Source organism: Limimaricola cinnabarinus, assembly GCF_002723615.1.
GTDB lineage: Bacteria > Pseudomonadota > Alphaproteobacteria > Rhodobacterales > Rhodobacteraceae > Limimaricola > Limimaricola cinnabarinus_B.
In genome coordinates, this window is record NZ_KZ304951.1 from 431907 (window position 1) to 447926 (window position 16020).

Here is a 16020-nt window from a genome sequence, read left to right on the forward strand (position 1 = left end):
CCCCATGTTCGACAAGATCCTCATCGCCAATCGCGGCGAGATCGCGCTTCGGGTCGTGCGGGCCGCGCGCGAGATGGGCATCAAGTCCGTCGCCGTTCATTCCACCGCCGATTCGGACGCCATGCATGTGCGCATGGCCGACGAGGCGATCTGCATCGGCCCGCCCCCCTCGGGGCAGTCCTACCTCTCCTTCCCGGCGATCCTCTCGGCCTGCGAGATCACCGGCGCGCAGGCGATCCATCCGGGCTACGGCTTCCTGTCCGAGAACGCCGCCTTCGTGCAGGCGGTCGAGGATCACGGCCTGACCTTCATCGGCCCCACCGCCGAGCATATCCGCGTCATGGGCGACAAGATCACCGCCAAGGACACGATGAAGGCGCTCGGCGTGCCTTGCGTTCCGGGCTCCGACGGCGGCGTGCCCACGGTCGAGGCCGCAAGGAAGATCGCCTCCGAGATCGGCTACCCGGTCATCATCAAGGCCACCGCCGGCGGCGGCGGGCGCGGCATGAAGGTCGCCAAGACCGAGGCCGAGATCGAGCGCGCCTTCCAGACCGCGCGTTCGGAGTCGAAGGCCGCCTTCGGCAATGACGAGGTCTATATCGAGAAGTACCTCACCACGCCGCGCCACATCGAGATCCAGGTCTTCGGTGACGGCAAGGGCGGCGCGGTGCATCTGGGCGAGCGCGACTGTTCGCTGCAGCGGCGTCACCAGAAGGTGTTCGAGGAGGCGCCGGGCCCCTGCATCACGCAAGAGCTGCGCGACCGCATCGGCAAGGTCTGCGCCGACGCCGTGGCCAAGATCAACTATGCCGGCGCCGGCACGATCGAGTTCCTGTTCGAGAATGACGAGTTCTACTTCATCGAGATGAACACCCGCCTGCAGGTGGAGCATCCGGTGACCGAGGCGATCTTCGGCGTCGATCTGGTGCGCGAGCAGATCCGCGTCGCCTCCGGCCTGCCGATGTCCTTCACCCAAGACGACCTGCAGATCCGCGGCCACGCGATCGAGGTGCGGATCAACGCCGAGAAGCTGCCGAACTTCGCACCCTGCCCGGGCCGGATCACGCAGTATCACGCGCCCGGCGGCCTTGGCGTGCGGATGGACAGCGCGCTTTATGACGGCTACCGCATCCCGCCCTTCTACGACAGCCTGATCGCCAAGCTGATCGTGCATGGGGCCGACCGGGCCGAGGCGCTGGCGCGGCTCAACCGGGCGCTGGGCGAGCTGATCGTGGACGGCATCGACACCACCGTGCCGCTGCATCACGCGCTTCTGGGCGAGCCCGACATCCTCTCGGGCGACTACAACATCCACTGGCTCGAGCGCTGGCTCGAACAGACGCTGCAGGGTTGAGGCGGGGGCCGCGCATGTCTTCGCGGCCCGAGCCCCGGCTCACGCCCGAGCTTTTGCTGCACGGCTACGCGCAGGGCGTGTTTCCCATGGCCGAAGGCCGGGACGACCCGGAGATCTTCTGGGTCGACCCGCGCCAGCGCGGGGTGCTGCCGCTCGATGGTTTCCGCATCTCGCGCAGCCTCGCGCGGCGGATGCGGCGCGGCGGCTTCGAGATCGTGATCGACGGCGATTTCGAGGGCGTGGTGGCGGGCTGCGCTGACCGCGCCGAGACATGGATCAACGACGAGATCTTCTCGCTCTATGCCGGGCTGCACCGGCTGGGCTTTGCCCATAGCGTCGAAATCCGCCACGAGGGCGAGCTGACCGGCGGCATCTACGGTGTCACTCTAGGGGCGGCCTTCTTCGGCGAAAGCATGTTCTCGCGCCGCACGGACGCCTCGAAGCTTGCGATGGTCTGGCTGGTGGACCGGCTGAGGCTGGGCGGCTTCACCCTGTTCGACGCGCAATTCCTGACGCCGCATCTGGCGAGCCTCGGCTTCGTCGAGACCCCGCGCGCCCGCTACCGCGCGGCGCTGGCCGGGGCGCTGGAGGGGCGCGGCGATTTCCTCGCCCCCGGCCCCCCGGCGCCGGCTCAGGAGGTTCTGCAGCGCAACGGCCAGACGTCGTAGCGCGGGTGATCCATGGCGTTGAGGGCGGGGGCCGAGGCGATCATCCAGCCCTGGAACACCGGGTCCTCGATCTTCTGGTAGCGCACGATCAGCCGCTCGAAGGCGTCGCCCGCCGGGTTGTCGGCCGGGTAGCGGCATTCGTCGAGCTCGATCGACAGGTGGCCCACGGTCGCGCTTTCGCCCGCGGCGAGGTCGAGATCAGTGACGATGCCGGTGATCTTGTCGAGCACGCGCAGCACGCCGCCCGGCGCCACCGCCGCCTCCTGCGCGGCGAGCGGGCCCGCCGCAAGAGCGAGCGCCAGGGCACCCGCGCGGATCATTCGGGCTGCCACGCGTCGTAATCCTTCATGTCGGCCGGGGCGGCCCGGCGGATCGAGCCCTTGGGCGCATAGGCCATGGCCGTGCCGGTGTGGTTCGGCTCGTGCTCTTTTTCCCAAGGGCGGTGCACCAGCGGGCGCTCGCTCGGCGGCGCGTCCCAGATGCGGTGCAGCCAGCCATGCCATTCGGGGTCGATGCGGCTTGCCTCGACCTCGCCATTATAGATGACCCAGCGCTTGGAATCGTCGGCGGTGCGGTAGAAGATGTTGCCCTGCCGATCCTCGCCCACCTTCTGGCCCTTGCGCCAGGTGAAGAGCTGCGTGCCGACGGTCTGACCGTTCCACCAGGTGAAGATGCGCTTGAAAATGCTGCCGAGGCTCATGAAAGGTCTCCTGTCCTGCGCCCCGTCATGCCGCAAAGCGGGCGCAAGGTCCAGTGGGTGGGCGTGCTTGCGGCGGCCCTCCGCGCGGCCCCGACAGGCCGGCGGGGCCAATGCGAAAAGGGCGGACCGGCCACCGCCGATCCGCCCTTCTTTCGATACGGTGCCCCGCGCCGCCTCAGCTTGCGGAGGCGGCTTCCTTCTTGGCGCCGTCGGCATGGATCATCAAGGGCTTGCCGTCGCCGACCGCCTCCTCGTTGACCACGACCTCGGTGACGCTTTCGAGGCTCGGCAGTTCGAACATGGTGTCGAGCAGGATGCCCTCCATGATCGAACGCAGGCCGCGCGCGCCGGTCTTGCGCTCGATCGCCTTGCGCGAGATGGCCTTGAGCGCGTCATCGGTGAAGGTCAGCTTGGTGTCCTCGATGTCGAACAGGCGCTGATACTGCTTGACCAGCGCGTTCTTCGGCGCGGTCAGGATGGTGATCAGCGCCTCCTCGTCGAGATCGGTCAGCGTCGCGATCACCGGCAGGCGGCCGACGAATTCGGGGATCAGGCCGAATTTCAGCAGGTCCTCGGGCTCCAGATCGCCGAAGATCTCGCCGATGCCGCGATCGTCATCCGAGCGGACGTCGGCGCCGAAGCCCATGGCCGAGCCCTTGCCGCGCTGGGCGATGATCTTGTCGAGCCCGGCGAAGGCACCGCCGCAGATGAACAGGATGTTGGTGGTGTCGACCTGCAGGAATTCCTGTTGCGGATGTTTGCGCCCGCCCTGCGGCGGCACGGAGGCGACGGTGCCCTCCATGATCTTGAGGAGCGCCTGCTGCACCCCCTCGCCCGAGACGTCGCGGGTGATCGAGGGATTGTCGGACTTGCGGGTGATCTTGTCGACCTCGTCGATATAGACGATGCCGCGCTGCGCCCGCTCGACGTTGTATTCCGAGGCCTGCAGCAGCTTGAGGATGATGTTCTCGACATCCTCGCCGACATAGCCGGCTTCGGTCAGCGTCGTCGCATCCGCCATGGTGAAGGGCACGTCGAGGATGCGCGCGAGCGTCTGCGCCAGCAGCGTCTTGCCGCAGCCGGTGGGGCCGATCAGCATGATGTTGGATTTCGCCAGCTCCAGATCGCCGGCCTTGGCCGCGTGGTTGAGCCGCTTGTAGTGGTTGTGCACCGCGACGGAGAGCACGCGCTTGGCATGCATCTGGCCGATCACGTAATCGTCGAGCACGTCGCAGATCTCGCGCGGGGTCGGAACGCCCTCGGTCGATTTGAGGCCGGAGCCCTTGGTTTCCTCGCGGATGATGTCCATGCACAGCTCGACGCATTCGTCGCAGATGAACACGGTCGGTCCCGCGATGAGCTTGCGCACCTCGTGCTGGCTCTTGCCGCAGAAGCTGCAGTAGAGCGTGTTCTTGCTGTCGCCGCCGGACGTGCTTGCCATATCGAACCCCCGGGCCCATCGGCCCTGCTTTATCTCTCTCGGACTGCCCTTGCTCAGACGATAGGGCAGCCATTTCGTGGCCACAACGCCAAAATCCCGGCCCGGAAGCGTCGGTCACCCCGGTTTGAGGGGTGACCGTGCGTCGATTCAACCGGCGGTGTTGGGCGTCTTCTCGTCGCCCTGCCCGCGGCTGGTCAGGATCTCGTCGATCAGGCCCCAGTCGCGCGCTTCCTCGGGCGACATGAAGTTGTCGCGCTCCAGCGCCGCCTCGACCTTTTCCAAGGGCTGGCCGGTGTGGCGCACATAGATCTCGTTGAGCCGGGTCTTGAGCTTCTGGGTCTCGGCGGCGTGGATCATGATGTCCGTCGCCTGGCCCTGATAGCCGCCGGAGGGCTGGTGCACCATGACGCGGCTGTTGGGCAGCGAAAAGCGCATGCCCTTCTCGCCCGCGGTCAGCAGCAGCGAGCCCATGGAGGCGGCCTGGCCGATCACCAGGGTCGAGACCTTGGGCCGGATGTACTGCATCGTGTCGTAGATCGACAGGCCGGAGGTGACGACACCGCCGGGGCTGTTGATGTACATCGAGATTTCCTTCTTCGGATTCTCGGCTTCGAGGTGCAGCAGCTGGGCGACGATGAGCTGGCTCATGCCGTCATGCACCGGGCCGTTGACGAAGATCACGCGCTCTTTCAGCAGGCGCGAGAAGATGTCATAGGCGCGCTCGCCGCGGCTGGTCTGTTCGACCACCATCGGGACGAGGTTCATGTAGGTCTCAACGGGATCGTGCATCTGCTCTGCCTTTTCGGGAACGCTTGCGTCTTATGCGGATCTTGTCCTGACAGAGTCTTAGTGGTCCGTCCGGGGGGTTTCAACAGCCGCCCCCGCCGGGGGCGGCGCGGCGGCCCCGCCGCGTCCGGGCAGATCGGACGCGACGGCGCGCCTGCGGCGACCGTCCGGCAGCGAAACGGCCATGGCCTCTTCCTGTCCCGCCGCTCAGTCATCACCACCGGTGAGCAGGAATATCAGAAACGCGACCACCACCAGACCTGCAAGGGCGGCCACCATCATCGCGATGGTCATGGCGTCCTCATGGGTCGTGTCAGGGCGCAACGCGGTGCGGCAGGCAGGGTTCCGCCGCGTCGCGGCGGTCAGACCATCGCCTCGGGCACGCCCGGCAGGTTGCGACCCAGCCGCCAGGCCGGGCGCAGCGGATAGGGCAGCAGGAAACCCTTGCGCAGCTCGGGCACCTGGGCGCGGTCGGCATTGACCATGCCGCGCCAGCGCGCCACCAGATCGAGACCGCTCTCGCCTGCGCGCGGCGGGCCGTCCTCGCCCATCCAATGCCGCATGCAGGCCGTCTGCAAGGGCGCCACCTCGGCCGCGCGTTGCAGCCTGACCCCGGCCTCGGTGTCCCAATGCATCGAACGGCCGTTGAGATTGGCCGAGGAAACGATCGCATCCGCGCCGTCGACGATCGACACCTTGGCATGCACATAGATGATCGGGGCGCGGTAGATCCGCGCGCGCGGGCCGCGGTCTTCCTCGGTGGCGCGCCGCTTGGCCGCCGGCGAGACGATCAGCGCCCTGTCGCCGAAGGCGCGCGCGATCTTGCGCACGCAGCGCGCCTGCAGGTAATCGCCGTAGCGCGCATCGACCCGCGCCTCGGAAAAGGCCGCGTCCTCGGGCGCCGCGGGCAGCACCAGCACCAGCCCCAGCTCGGGGTTGGCCCGCCCGGCCCGCGCCAGCGTGCGCGCGATGTCGCGGTCGCGCATGAACTGCGTCTCGATATAGATCAGGTCGCGCGCGCCCGAGAACAGGTCGCGCTGAGCCTCGAGGATCTCGGACACCTTTTCCTGCGGCGACATGCGCAAAATCGCCGGGCGGCGATGGGCCGACAGCGTGCGCAGGATGCGGCCCGTGGGCTTGGGCTCAGCGCCTGCGTTCACCGCGAGGTAGCTGTCGAGATGGCGGTGCGCATCGGCCACGATCGAGCCGCCCATCAAAAGCTGCACGTCGTGCCATGTCTCCTGCGCGGGCCGGTCGTGCCGCCAGGTGTCGTAGCGCCGATCGTCGAGATCGAGCCCGCCGATATAGAGCCAGTCATCATCGAAGGTGGCGAGCTTCTGATGATGCGTGGCGAGGTAAAGCTCGGGGATCGGCCAGACCTTTGCCGCGAGCTTGCCGCGCCGCGTGGTCAGGTGCCGCCCCAGCCCCGGCCTGAGCCGCAGCATCTCCTCGCGCTCCTCGGAGGGCAGGCTGCCGATCTGGCGCGCCGTGGCGCGCAGCATGTTCCAGGTCTTGTACCACAGAAGCGTCCGCGGCACGAGGCCGACCCGCGCGGGGTGCATCGCCGCGCGCAGCTTGAGCCGCTCGGGATGGCCCGAGGCCTCCCCCGCCGCGATCAGGCCGCGGATCGCGTCCCATGTCATGGCGTGCATGCCGTTCACGGCGATGGGGTCGAAATCGGTGATCGCGATCTCGACCTCGAGCCCCTCGCGCAGCTTGTGCGCGATCAGGTCGAACCACAGCTCACCGATCCTGCGGGCCGAGGTGGAGTGCAGCTGCGTGAAGGGATCGAACACCCGAAACGACATGCGCACCCGGTGCTTCGCTTCCAGAAAGCAGCGCTCAAGGACCGGGTAGCCCTGCTCGGCGGTGATCAGCGGCATCGGCAGCTCGGGATCGTCCGGCAGGACCGGGTCGGGCAACGCCTCTCTCGCCCAGCGCGCGCGCGCCGGGTGGTTCTCGGCGTAATCCGTATCCGTCTTGGCGGTGCCGCGCCGTTCGCGCAGAGGAATCCCGATGCTGTCGTCTCGCCCTGGTGCCATCAATAATCCTGCGGGTCATATTGCATTTCCCGAACCCGGAAACGGGTCGAGAGCCGATAGACCCCCAACTCGTGGGAGGTCTCGCTGGGTCCACCGAGCTGGGCCGCGAATGCCTGGATCAGGTTGGTGCCGAGGCCCTGGCTGCGCGTGCCCCCCGCCTCCCGCGCGGTTTCGGGCGCGGCGGAGTTGGCGATCTCCAGCCGCACCATGCCCTCGGCCTCCCGGCGCAGCGAAACCGCCACCCAAGGCTCGCCGGTCTCGTCCGGCGCGGCGTTGCTCAGCGCGTTGGCCAGCGCCTCGGAGGTCAGCAGGGAAAGCGGCACGGCCTGATCTGGCAGAAGCTCCAGATCCTCGAGATCGAGCCGCGTCGCAAGCTCGGGGCCAGCGCCCGAGGCCGCGCCCTGCTGCGCCACGATCTCGCGCAGCAGCCGCGCGGCGTTGACCCGGCCCACATCCTCGCTCTCATAGAGCGTGCGGTGGATCGTCGCCAGGCCCAGCACCCGGTCCTGCAAGCGGCTCAGGATCTCGCGGGTCGTGGCGTCGGGGGTGCGGCGCATCTGCATCGACATGATCGAGGAGATGAGCTGCAGGTTGTTCTTGACCCGGTGATGCACCTCTTTCAGCAGGATGCCGCGTTCGCGCAGCTGGTCTTCGAGCCGCGCCTCGTCCTGCAGGATGTTGCCCGCCATCTGCACGAACTCGCCCTCGATCTCGCGCAGCTCGCGCGACATGTCGCCGGTGCTGGCCTGCGAGGGCAGCTGCCGGTTCGCCCCGAAGCGGCGCATCGAGCGGCCCAGCCGGCTGACATGGCGGATCACCAGCCGGTGGATCGCGTAATAGGCGACGAGCAGGCTCGCCGCCCACATCAGGATGGGAAAGAGGCTCGGCAGCAGCGGCGAGGCAAACCCCTCGGCGGCCGGCCAGATCCCCAGCGCAAAGACCGCCCCCGTCACCAGCGGCGTCATCGCATAGACCAGCCGCTCGCCCTCGGGCGAGACCGCGGCCGTGGCGGTGCCGCGCAGGCCGGTGCGCGAGGAGAGATCGAAATCCTCGGGCAGCAGCGTGTCGAGCGGCCTGTCGGGGTTCTGCACGGTCAGCTGTTCGCCCAGCTCGTTATAGGTCACCAGCTGGATCGGCCTGCGTTCGGCCGCGATCAGCCCCGAGGGCGCCGCGATCCGACGCTGCGGGATCGCCAGCTGGACATAGCCCATGAAGCGACCGCCCTCCTCGATCGGGCTGGCCACGTTGATCACCGGCTCGTCGGCGATCTCGGGGCGCTGGCTCAGCGTCACGATGGGAGAAGGCGTCACCGACATCTGCTCCCAGATGCCGGTCTCGCGCATGTCGAGCGGCCGGTCGAGCGACGAGCAGCGCATCGTCCCGTCGGGATCGACGAGGCCGATCATCGCATAGAGCCTGCGCCCTTCGATGTAGCGGTCGAGATAGCTCGAACAGCTCGCCGGGTCGTCGAGCTCGTCGATCACCACGCCCAGCGCCTCGGCCACGCCGAAGGCGCGCTCGATGGTCTGTTCCACCGGCGCGCCGGCCTGCGCGGTCAGCGCCAGCAGCGAAAGCTCGGAGCGCCGCAGCGTTTCGCGCTGGAATTCGGCGGTCTGGTAGATCGCGATCAGGCCGATGGGCATCAGCGCGATGGTCAGGAAGGCGACCACGCGCAGCACCAGACCATGCGCGCTGAACCAACGACCGGCCGAAGCCGCCCGGTCCCGCTCGCCTGTCGCATCGCTCACAAGTGAGACCCGCCTTGCGCCGCCAGAACGGCCATGGTCGCCTCGTCGGTCATGCCCAGCCCGTCTTCGTCGTCGAGCTCCAGCAGCTCGGCCAGGCGCACGCGCGCCCGGTTGGCCCGGCTCTTGATGGTGCCGATCGCCACGCCGCACATGCCGGCGGCTTCCTCGTAGGAAAAGCCCGACGCCCCCACCAGGGCCAGCGCCTCGCGCTGCTCGTCGGGCAGGGCGGCGAAGGCGCGCAGGAAATCGTTCATCTGCAGGCGACCGTCATGCGCCGGCTTCTCGGCCAGCGAGGCGGTGAAGACGCCGTCGACATCGGCCACCTCGCGCTGCGCCTTGCGGCGCCCCGAGTAGAAGGTGTTGCGCAGAATGGTGAACAGCCAGGCGCGCAGATTGGTGCCGGGCTTGAACTTGTCGAAATTGGTCCAGGCCTTGACCACCGTGTCCTGCACGAGGTCGTCGGCCTGGGCGCCGTTGCGCGTCAGAGACAGCGCAAAGGCCCGCATGGCCGGCAGATGGCCGACCAGTTCGTCTCTCGGATCCTGATGGCTCATTCTAGCCCCTGCTCGCCTTGCCTGCCTGAGCCGTTTCCTTGTCCGGCTCCTCGTCGCCGGCCCCGGACGATGCGCTCGCCGCACCCTCACCGGCCTTCAGCCGCGCCAGAAGGTCGGTGAACCTGTCCGGCAGCGCCTCGTCGGTGAGCTGTTGAAACGCACGTTTGAGATGGGCGTCGATATCGCCGCGCGCGTCCCCTTGGTCCCGCTGTGTCATTCCCGCTTATACCCTCGTCATTTTCGACAGCCTCGCATAGCATGGCTGCACCATGGAACCACAATGCCGCGCGGCACGTTCGGTTCCAGAAAAAATGAAATTGGGGACTCTCAGCCGATGACGACAACCACCACCGCACCCGACCTCGCCACGGTGATCGGGCACGAGCTGCCCTATCTGCGCCGCTATGCGCGGGCGCTGACAGGAAGCCAGGACAGCGGTGACACCTACGCCGCGGCCACCCTCGAGGCGATCCTCGAGGATCGCTCGGTCTTTGACACGGATTCCTCGCCCCGCACCGCGCTGTTCCGGGTCTTCCACATGATCTGGGTCAGTTCCGGAGCGCCCGTATCGGGCGATGAAAGCGGCCTCGCCGCCGCCGCGCAAGCCCATCTGTCGAAGCTGACCCCGAACACCCGCGAGGCGCTGCTTCTCAACACCATCGAGGATTTCTCCACCGCGGAGATCGCCGAGATCATGCAGACCGACATCGACGAGGTCGAACATCTCGTGAAGATCGCCCGGCAGGAGATGGAAGACAGCATCTCGGGCCGGATCCTCGTGATCGAGGACGAGGCGATCATCGCCATGGACCTGCAATCCATCGTGTCGGACATGGGCCACGCCATCACCGGCGTCGCGCGCACCCGCGACGATGCGGTGAAGCTCGCCCAGGCCGAAAAGCCCGACCTCGTGCTGGCCGACATCCAGCTTGCCGACAACTCCTCGGGCATCGACGCGGTGCGCGACATCCTCGAGGCGCATGGCAACCTGCCGGTGATCTTCATCACCGCCTTCCCCGAGCGGCTGCTGACGGGCGAACGCCCCGAGCCCGCCTTCCTGATCTCCAAGCCCTACGGCGAGGAGCAGGTGCGCTCGGCGGTGAGCCAGGCGATGTTCTTCTCCTCGACCGGCCCGCTGCACGGCTGATCGCTCAGGAGACGGGCTCCGGGATCGAGAGCACGTGACGACGGAGCGCGGCCGGCACCACCGGCCGCGGCTCCACGAACCAGTTCGCGGGCGGCGCGTCGGGGGGCGCGACGCGGTCGGTGATCACCACCCTGCCCAGCCTTTCGCGCAGCATCGGATGCGCGAACAAGGTGCCGCGCGCCTCGGCCGCGACACCGATGAAGCCCAGCTCCGCCCGGCCGATCGCGGCCAGAAGCTCCTCCATCTGCCGCAGGTCGCGCAGCACATGGACCGCCGCGCCGGGCCGGCATTCGTTCACGATCTCCATCAGATCGAGCGCGATGAGCGGCACCCGCTCCACGATCAACACCCTAACCATTCCGCTGCCCCGCATTTCGGCTACCTTCGGGTTGCAAATGGAACATTCGGCATGGGGCCGCATTAAACTACGACATTCCGATCGCGAGTTCCGATGCCCACACCCTGTCTGGCTTGTCCCCTCCGCGCCCGGCGCGTCTTTGCAAAGCTCGACCAGTCGGAAATCCGCGCCATCCAGCGATTCAAGTCCGGGGAGCTGAGGATCGGGCCGGGCACGCCGCTGCTGCTCGAAGGCTCCAACAGCCCGCAGCTCTACACCGCGCTTTCGGGTCTCGGCCTGCGTTACAAGACATTGGAGAACGGCAGGCGGCAGGTCATCAACTTCGTCTTTCCGGGCGATTTTCTCGGGCTGCAGGCGGGGATGATGAACGAGATGCAGCATTCGGTCGAAGCCACGACCGACATGACCCTGTGCGTCTTCAACCGCAGCGAATTCTTCCGCTTCTTCGGCGCCAACCCGGCGCGCGCCTTCGACATCACCTGGCTTGCGGCGGTCGAGGAGCATTTTCTCGGTGAGGCGCTGGCGAGCCTCGGCCAGCGCAGCGGCCTGTCGCGCCTGGCCTGGGCGATCACCCGGATCTACCTGCGCCAGCACGCGCTCGGGCAGGTCGATGCGAAGGGCGGCTTTCCCCTGCCCTACCGGCAGCAGGATCTCGCGGATGCGCTGGGTCTCAGCCTCGTGCACACCAACAAGACGCTCGCCAAGCTGCGCGAGCGTCAGCTCGTCTCATGGCAGGAGGGGCGGATGCAGGTCCATGACCTCACCACCCTAGCCGATCTGGCGGGGGCCGACCTCGAGGCCGAGCTTGTCCGGCCGCTCCTGTGAGCGCAGGCTGCGCTGCCAGACCACGTTGACCGCAGCGCCCAGGAGCACGAGCCAGGCGGAGATGTAGAGCCACATCAGAAGGGCGATCACCGCGCCGATCGAGCCGTAGACCTCGTTGTAATTGCCGAAATTGGCGAGATAGAACGAGAAGCCCGCCGAGGCCACGAGCCAGAACAGGATGACGAGAAAGGCGCCCGGCGTGAGCCAGCTTCCGCGCGCGCCGCGCGTGTTGGGCCCGAAGCGGTAGATCACGCCGAGCCCGGCCAGCACGATGCCGAAGGCCGCGATCCAGCGCACCGCCTCGAGCAGCCAGCCCGTGCCCGCCCCCAATGGCAGCACCGCCAGCAGGATCGGCGCGATCACCACCACCAGAAGGGCCAGGACGGCGATCACGATCAGCGACAGCGTCAGCAGGATCGCCACCACGAGCTGCCGCACGCCGTTGCGGTTGGGCCGCCCATAGATCTGGTTGAGCCCGATGATCAGCGAGGCCACGCCGTTGCGCGCCGAAAACAGCGCCACGAAGGTCGAAAGAAGCGTCGCGAAGCCCAGCGTCTCGGGCCGGGTCGCCAGCATGAGGTTCAGCTGCTCCTGCAAGAGATCATAGGCCTCGTTCGGGATGATCTCCTCCATCAGCACGAGCTGGGTCTCGATCACCGCCGGGTCGGAGACCAACCCGAAGATCGCGATCAGCGCCGCCACGGCGGGAAAGATCGCGAAGATCGAATAGAAGGCGACGCCCGCCGCGATGAGGCCGAGCTGCACCTCGCCCGAGAGCGTCCAGAGCCCCACGAGAAAGCGCCAGAGGCCGCGCGGGCTCAGGATCTTGCCGGCTCTTTCGGTCATGCGCACCCCGCTCGCGATCGTCCGGAGAAGCCCCGGATGAGCGACAAGCCGCCCATGCGCAAACTGGCATGACGGCTTCGGGTTGTGAAGAGCGCTGGAGAGGGGTGGCCGGCGGCAGGATCCTCCCCGAGGGAATGATCAGGAGGAGCCGCCACCGGCCTTTGGGGAATGCGAGAGACGAGGGAACGGCGTCTCTTCATTCATCAAACTGTCGAGGGGGCGAAGGGTTCCGAAGAATTTCGCCCCCTCGCCACTAATCGTTCAGCGGCACGGATTTCGCTTGCAAAGCAGCGAGATAGGTCCGCGTCCACCAGGCGATATCGGTCTCGCGGATCGCCTGCATCAGGCTCAGATGCCGCGATTGGCGCTCATGCAGCGGCATGGAAAGCGCCTGGTCGATGGCGCGCGCCGTCTCGCCGGGATCGTAGGGATTGACCATCAGCGCCGCATCGAGCTGCTCGGCCGCGCCGGCGAAATGCGACAGGATCAGCACACCGGGATCGGCGCCGTCCTGTGCGGCGACGAATTCCTTGGCCACGAGGTTCATGCCATCGGCCAGCGGCGTCACGAGGCAGGCATCGGCGCGGCGATAGAGCCCGGCGAGGATCTCGCGCTCGATATTGCGGCGGATGTAGCGGATCGGCGTCCAGTCGAGCTCGGCCATCTCGCCGTTGACCCGGCCGGTGATGGTTTCCAGCTCCTGCCGGATCTCCCTGTAGGCCTCCACATCCTCGCGCGAGGGCGGCGCGATCTGCAGCAGGGTGGCCCGGATCTGCGGATCGGGGCGGTGCGACAGATATTCCCCGAAGGCGGCGAAGCGCTGCGGCAGGCCCTTGGAGTAATCGAGGCGATCGACGCCCAGCACCAGCCGCTCGCCGGGCGACAGGCGCAGATGCTCGCCCGAATCCGCATGGGTCTCGGCGGCTTCGACGAAGGCATCGACATCGATGCCGATCGGGAAGCTCGCGATCTCGAAGGTGCGCGAGTCGAGCTTCATCTTGCCGCGCAGCAGCAGCTCCGCGCCGTTGTCGCGCAGAAAATCGAGCGCGTTCGACACGTCGCGCCGCGTCTGAAGGCCGATCAGGTCGAAGGAGGAAAGCCAGCCGGGCATCAGCTTGCGCTCGGACAGGGCGGGCATGTCGGAGGGGTTCGGGAAGGGGATATGCAGGAAAAAGCCGATCCGGTTGGTGATCCCGCGGCGACGCAGCGCCTCGGCCAGCGGCAGAAAATGGTAGTCATGCACCCAGATCACGTCACCGGGGCGCACCACATCGGCGATAAGCCCGGCGACCCGGTCGTTCACCTCGCGGTAGATCCGGGCCTGATCGGGGTCCACGGCCAGAAGATCGGTGCGGTGGTGGAACAGCGGCCAGAGCGTGGCATTGGCATAGCCAAGATAGAAGCCCTGATGCTCCTCCTCGCTCAGATCGAAGCAATAGCGCTCGTAAGGCTCCTGCGCGATCCGGGTGAGCCCCTGCGCCTCTTCCTGCGTGGCGACGCGCTTTCCCGAATTGCCGATCCAGACGCCGCCGCGCTCCTTGAGCGCGTCATGCAGCGCCACCACGAGACCGCCCGACGGGGCGGCCTCGGTCGGGATGCGGTTGGATACGACGATGAGACGACCCTGGTTCATGGTCACGCCTCGAGCCAGCGGCGCAACGTCCTTCGCGCGGCTTCCGGCTCGCCCAGGCGGCATCCGGCGGCGGTTTCGCCCTCTCCGACCTTCACCGCGAGGCCGCCCTGTTCGCACACCCAGTGCAGCGCCGGCTCGTCGGTGACGTCGTCGCCGAAGAAGATCGGCATGGTCCCGGCGAAATGCTCGTTCTCCATCAGGCGGCGCATCGAGACATCCTTGCCGATCCCGGCGGGGCGCAGCTCGTAGGCCATCTTGGAATGGTGCAGATCGAAGCCCTCATGCGTCTCGGACAGGGCCCGCAGGAAGGCATAGGCCTGCGCGGCGAGATCCTCGTTCTGGCGGAAATGCAGCACCACGCCGGTGGGCTTTTCCTCGCAGATCAGCCCCGGATGGGTCGCGGCGAAGGCATGGGTCATCTCTCCGAGGCGCTTCACCGTCTCGGGATCGGCCAGCTCATGGTTGCGGATCTCGCCCGACATCCGCTCCTGCGCGCCGTGTCCGCCGATGATCGGACCGTCGAAATCCCCCAGATATTGCGTGATGTCCTCGATCGCCCGGCCGGTGATGATCACCACCCGGCCCCTCGTCTTTTCCGACAAGCCCCGCAGCAGAGCCTCGAGGCCGGGATCGACCTCGATCGCATCGGGGCGGTCGGCCAGTTCGACCAATGTTCCATCAAAGTCGAGAAAGAGCGTCGAGCGATCGAGCTTCGGCTCGGGCACCCCGTCGACCGTGTGCTCGCTCTGGTGCTCTCCGTGAAATCCGATCATCTCGTAATACATTCCCTGTCTCCAATTCCCGTGCCCGTCGACCGGCGGCAGCCTTGGGGGCCGCGCATGCCAGAGGGCTGCCTTGTGAAACCCGCAGGCAAAGGCCGGGGTTCCCGCCAGGCGGAGGTTCCGACACCTGCCGCGGCGTCACCATGCCCTGTAGTTGTCCGCCAAGGCAGAGGCGATGACAAGCCATTCGGACAGGTGCCGCCGAGCCGGCCTTCCGCGATCCGAAGAACGACGAGGCCCCGCGTCATCGCCCCGCCGACCTTGCGCCTTCGCGCAGGGGCGCTCAGGAATCATTCGCTGTCGGAGGCCCCGGCCTGTATGACGGCAAGAGGGAATCCGGGCCGCAAGGAGCGGCCCCGAGGCGAGAGGAGCGCGCGTGCTCGACATCACATCGCATATCAACGCGCTGGCCGAGCGGGTCCATGATCTGGCCAGCCGCAAGCCGAGGGTGATCGTCGCCATCGTCGGCGCGCCGGGCAGCGGCAAGTCGACGCTGGCGGCCGAGCTGGCGCGGCGGCTGGAGCGGCAGAAGCTGGTGTCGCGCACCGTGCCGATGGACGGGTTCCACCTCGACAACGCGGTGCTCGACCTTTGGGGGCTGCGCACGCGCAAGGGCGCGCCCGAGACCTTCGATGCCCGCGGCTTCGTGCTTCTGGCCAAGCGGCTCGCGCGCGGCGAGGAGGTGATCGCGCCGGTCTTCGACCGCGCCCGCGACATCGCCATCGCCGGGGCGCAGCTGATCGAGGCCGATGCGCAGGTCGTCATCGTCGAGGGCAATTACCTGCTGCTCGACGAAGCGCCCTGGTCCGAGCTGGCACGGCTTTGGGATGTTTCGGCCTTTCTCGACGTGCCCCTGCCCGACCTGCGCGCCCGGCTGATCGCGCGCTGGCTCGGCCACGGGCTGAGCCGCGCCGCGGCGACGCAAAGGGCCATGCACAACGACGTGCCCAACGCCCAGCGCGTGATCGAGCGCAGCCGGCCTGCCGACCTGGTGCTGCGCCCGGCCTACATGGAGGCCGGCAATGCGCCGGGCAAGGCAGGATACCAAGGCTAGCCTCGATTGAAAAGTCTCGGAAAAACCGGGCCTTCCAGATCACATTGAACGTTGCTCGGGGCGGTTTCCGATCTATGCTCAC

The 16020-nt window shown here is 67.4% G+C and carries 17 protein-coding genes; 5 read left to right on the forward strand and 12 right to left on the reverse strand.

The window, feature by feature from the left end:
• Positions 1-4 precede the first annotated feature (4 nt).
• Together accC and aat are read left to right on the forward strand one after the other, a co-directional pair.
• Entirely contained in the window at positions 5-1354 is a 1350-nt protein-coding gene (gene accC / locus CJ301_RS02080) for an acetyl-CoA carboxylase biotin carboxylase subunit (RefSeq protein WP_099273692.1), read from the forward strand.
• A 14-nt stretch (positions 1355-1368) separates the two neighbouring features.
• Complete coding sequence (gene aat / locus CJ301_RS02085) at positions 1369-2022, forward strand: leucyl/phenylalanyl-tRNA--protein transferase (RefSeq protein ID WP_099273694.1); 654 nt, start codon at positions 1369-1371, stop codon at positions 2020-2022.
• On the opposite strand, the gene CJ301_RS02090 is transcribed toward aat, so the two are convergent.
• The 8 genes from CJ301_RS02090 to CJ301_RS02125 form a co-directional block, all read right to left on the reverse strand.
• The gene (locus tag CJ301_RS02090) at positions 1986-2342 is read right to left on the reverse strand and encodes a DUF2155 domain-containing protein (RefSeq protein WP_099273696.1); all 357 of its coding nucleotides are present in this window, start codon (positions 2340-2342) and stop codon (positions 1986-1988) included. The genes aat and CJ301_RS02090 overlap by 37 nt on opposite strands.
• Positions 2339-2722: an NADH:ubiquinone oxidoreductase subunit NDUFA12 gene (locus CJ301_RS02095; RefSeq protein ID WP_099273698.1), complete on the reverse strand. Its 384-nt coding sequence runs from the start codon at positions 2720-2722 to the stop codon at positions 2339-2341. The genes CJ301_RS02090 and CJ301_RS02095 overlap by 4 nt, the downstream gene beginning before the upstream one ends.
• Before the next feature lie 175 nt (positions 2723-2897).
• On the reverse strand, positions 2898-4163 hold the full coding sequence (clpX, locus tag CJ301_RS02100; RefSeq protein ID WP_099273700.1) for an ATP-dependent Clp protease ATP-binding subunit ClpX: 1266 nt from the start codon (positions 4161-4163) through the stop codon (positions 2898-2900).
• Between the two features lie 147 nt (positions 4164-4310).
• Positions 4311-4952 carry an ATP-dependent Clp protease proteolytic subunit gene (locus tag CJ301_RS02105; RefSeq protein ID WP_099273702.1) on the reverse strand — a complete coding sequence of 214 codons (642 nt, stop codon included), beginning with the start codon at positions 4950-4952 and terminating at the stop codon, positions 4311-4313.
• 359 nt (positions 4953-5311) lie between these two features.
• Positions 5312-6991 carry a phospholipase D family protein gene (locus CJ301_RS02110; protein ID WP_099273704.1) on the reverse strand — a complete coding sequence of 560 codons (1680 nt, stop codon included), beginning with the start codon at positions 6989-6991 and terminating at the stop codon, positions 5312-5314.
• Complete coding sequence (locus CJ301_RS02115) at positions 6991-8739, reverse strand: sensor histidine kinase (protein WP_099273706.1); 1749 nt, start codon at positions 8737-8739, stop codon at positions 6991-6993. The genes CJ301_RS02110 and CJ301_RS02115 overlap by 1 nt, the downstream gene beginning before the upstream one ends.
• Complete coding sequence (locus tag CJ301_RS02120; protein ID WP_099273708.1) at positions 8736-9293, reverse strand: RNA polymerase sigma factor; 558 nt, start codon at positions 9291-9293, stop codon at positions 8736-8738. Before CJ301_RS02120 ends, CJ301_RS02115 begins: the two co-directional genes overlap by 4 nt.
• A gap of 1 nt (position 9294) precedes the next feature.
• Entirely contained in the window at positions 9295-9510 is a 216-nt protein-coding gene (locus CJ301_RS02125; RefSeq protein WP_099273710.1) for a NepR family anti-sigma factor, read from the reverse strand.
• 117 nt (positions 9511-9627) lie between these two features.
• Between CJ301_RS02125 and CJ301_RS02130 the strand changes: the two genes are divergently transcribed.
• Positions 9628-10440: a response regulator gene (locus tag CJ301_RS02130; RefSeq protein WP_099273712.1), complete on the forward strand. Its 813-nt coding sequence runs from the start codon at positions 9628-9630 to the stop codon at positions 10438-10440.
• 4 nt (positions 10441-10444) lie between these two features.
• On the opposite strand, the gene CJ301_RS02135 is transcribed toward CJ301_RS02130, so the two are convergent.
• Positions 10445-10798, reverse strand: a complete 354-nt coding sequence (locus CJ301_RS02135) for a hypothetical protein (protein WP_162620392.1) — start codon at positions 10796-10798, stop codon at positions 10445-10447.
• Positions 10799-10891: 93 nt separating this feature from the next.
• On the opposite strand from CJ301_RS02135, the gene CJ301_RS02140 reads away from it, so the two are divergent.
• Positions 10892-11623, forward strand: coding sequence for a Crp/Fnr family transcriptional regulator (locus CJ301_RS02140; RefSeq protein WP_099273716.1), 732 nt, complete (start codon positions 10892-10894; stop codon positions 11621-11623).
• On the opposite strand, the gene CJ301_RS02145 is transcribed toward CJ301_RS02140, so the two are convergent.
• The 3 genes from CJ301_RS02145 to otsB all read right to left on the reverse strand — a co-directional run bounded on the left by CJ301_RS02145 (position 11567) and on the right by otsB (position 14887).
• Positions 11567-12469 carry a YihY/virulence factor BrkB family protein gene (locus tag CJ301_RS02145; RefSeq protein ID WP_099273718.1) on the reverse strand — a complete coding sequence of 301 codons (903 nt, stop codon included), beginning with the start codon at positions 12467-12469 and terminating at the stop codon, positions 11567-11569. The two genes, CJ301_RS02140 and CJ301_RS02145, sit on opposite strands and share 57 nt — an antisense overlap.
• A gap of 253 nt (positions 12470-12722) precedes the next feature.
• Complete coding sequence (locus tag CJ301_RS02150; RefSeq protein ID WP_099273720.1) at positions 12723-14102, reverse strand: alpha,alpha-trehalose-phosphate synthase (UDP-forming); 1380 nt, start codon at positions 14100-14102, stop codon at positions 12723-12725.
• A gap of 2 nt (positions 14103-14104) precedes the next feature.
• The gene (otsB, locus tag CJ301_RS02155) at positions 14105-14887 is read right to left on the reverse strand and encodes a trehalose-phosphatase (RefSeq protein WP_099273722.1); all 783 of its coding nucleotides are present in this window, start codon (positions 14885-14887) and stop codon (positions 14105-14107) included.
• Between the two features lie 373 nt (positions 14888-15260).
• Here otsB and CJ301_RS02160 point away from each other — a divergent pair, with 373 nt between their 5' ends.
• The gene (locus tag CJ301_RS02160) at positions 15261-15938 is read left to right on the forward strand and encodes a nucleoside/nucleotide kinase family protein (protein ID WP_099273724.1); all 678 of its coding nucleotides are present in this window, start codon (positions 15261-15263) and stop codon (positions 15936-15938) included.
• The last annotated feature ends 82 nt before the right edge of the window (positions 15939-16020 follow it).

Coding starts and splice junctions, on each gene's coding strand:
- accC (WP_099273692.1), top strand. CDS start 5: ATGTTCGACAAGATCCTCATCGCCAATCGCGGCGAGATCGCGCTTCGG.
- aat (WP_099273694.1), top strand. CDS start 1,369: ATGTCTTCGCGGCCCGAGCCCCGGCTCACGCCCGAGCTTTTGCTGCAC.
- CJ301_RS02090 (WP_099273696.1), bottom strand. CDS start 2,342: ATGATCCGCGCGGGTGCCCTGGCGCTCGCTCTTGCGGCGGGCCCGCTC.
- CJ301_RS02095 (WP_099273698.1), bottom strand. CDS start 2,722: ATGAGCCTCGGCAGCATTTTCAAGCGCATCTTCACCTGGTGGAACGGT.
- clpX (WP_099273700.1), bottom strand. CDS start 4,163: ATGGCAAGCACGTCCGGCGGCGACAGCAAGAACACGCTCTACTGCAGC.
- CJ301_RS02105 (WP_099273702.1), bottom strand. CDS start 4,952: ATGCACGATCCCGTTGAGACCTACATGAACCTCGTCCCGATGGTGGTC.
- CJ301_RS02110 (WP_099273704.1), bottom strand. CDS start 6,991: ATGGCACCAGGGCGAGACGACAGCATCGGGATTCCTCTGCGCGAACGG.
- CJ301_RS02120 (WP_099273708.1), bottom strand. CDS start 9,293: ATGAGCCATCAGGATCCGAGAGACGAACTGGTCGGCCATCTGCCGGCC.
- CJ301_RS02125 (WP_099273710.1), bottom strand. CDS start 9,510: ATGACACAGCGGGACCAAGGGGACGCGCGCGGCGATATCGACGCCCAT.
- CJ301_RS02130 (WP_099273712.1), top strand. CDS start 9,628: ATGACGACAACCACCACCGCACCCGACCTCGCCACGGTGATCGGGCAC.
- CJ301_RS02135 (WP_162620392.1), bottom strand. CDS start 10,798: ATGGTTAGGGTGTTGATCGTGGAGCGGGTGCCGCTCATCGCGCTCGAT.
- CJ301_RS02140 (WP_099273716.1), top strand. CDS start 10,892: ATGCCCACACCCTGTCTGGCTTGTCCCCTCCGCGCCCGGCGCGTCTTT.
- CJ301_RS02145 (WP_099273718.1), bottom strand. CDS start 12,469: ATGACCGAAAGAGCCGGCAAGATCCTGAGCCCGCGCGGCCTCTGGCGC.
- CJ301_RS02150 (WP_099273720.1), bottom strand. CDS start 14,102: ATGAACCAGGGTCGTCTCATCGTCGTATCCAACCGCATCCCGACCGAG.
- otsB (WP_099273722.1), bottom strand. CDS start 14,887: ATGTATTACGAGATGATCGGATTTCACGGAGAGCACCAGAGCGAGCAC.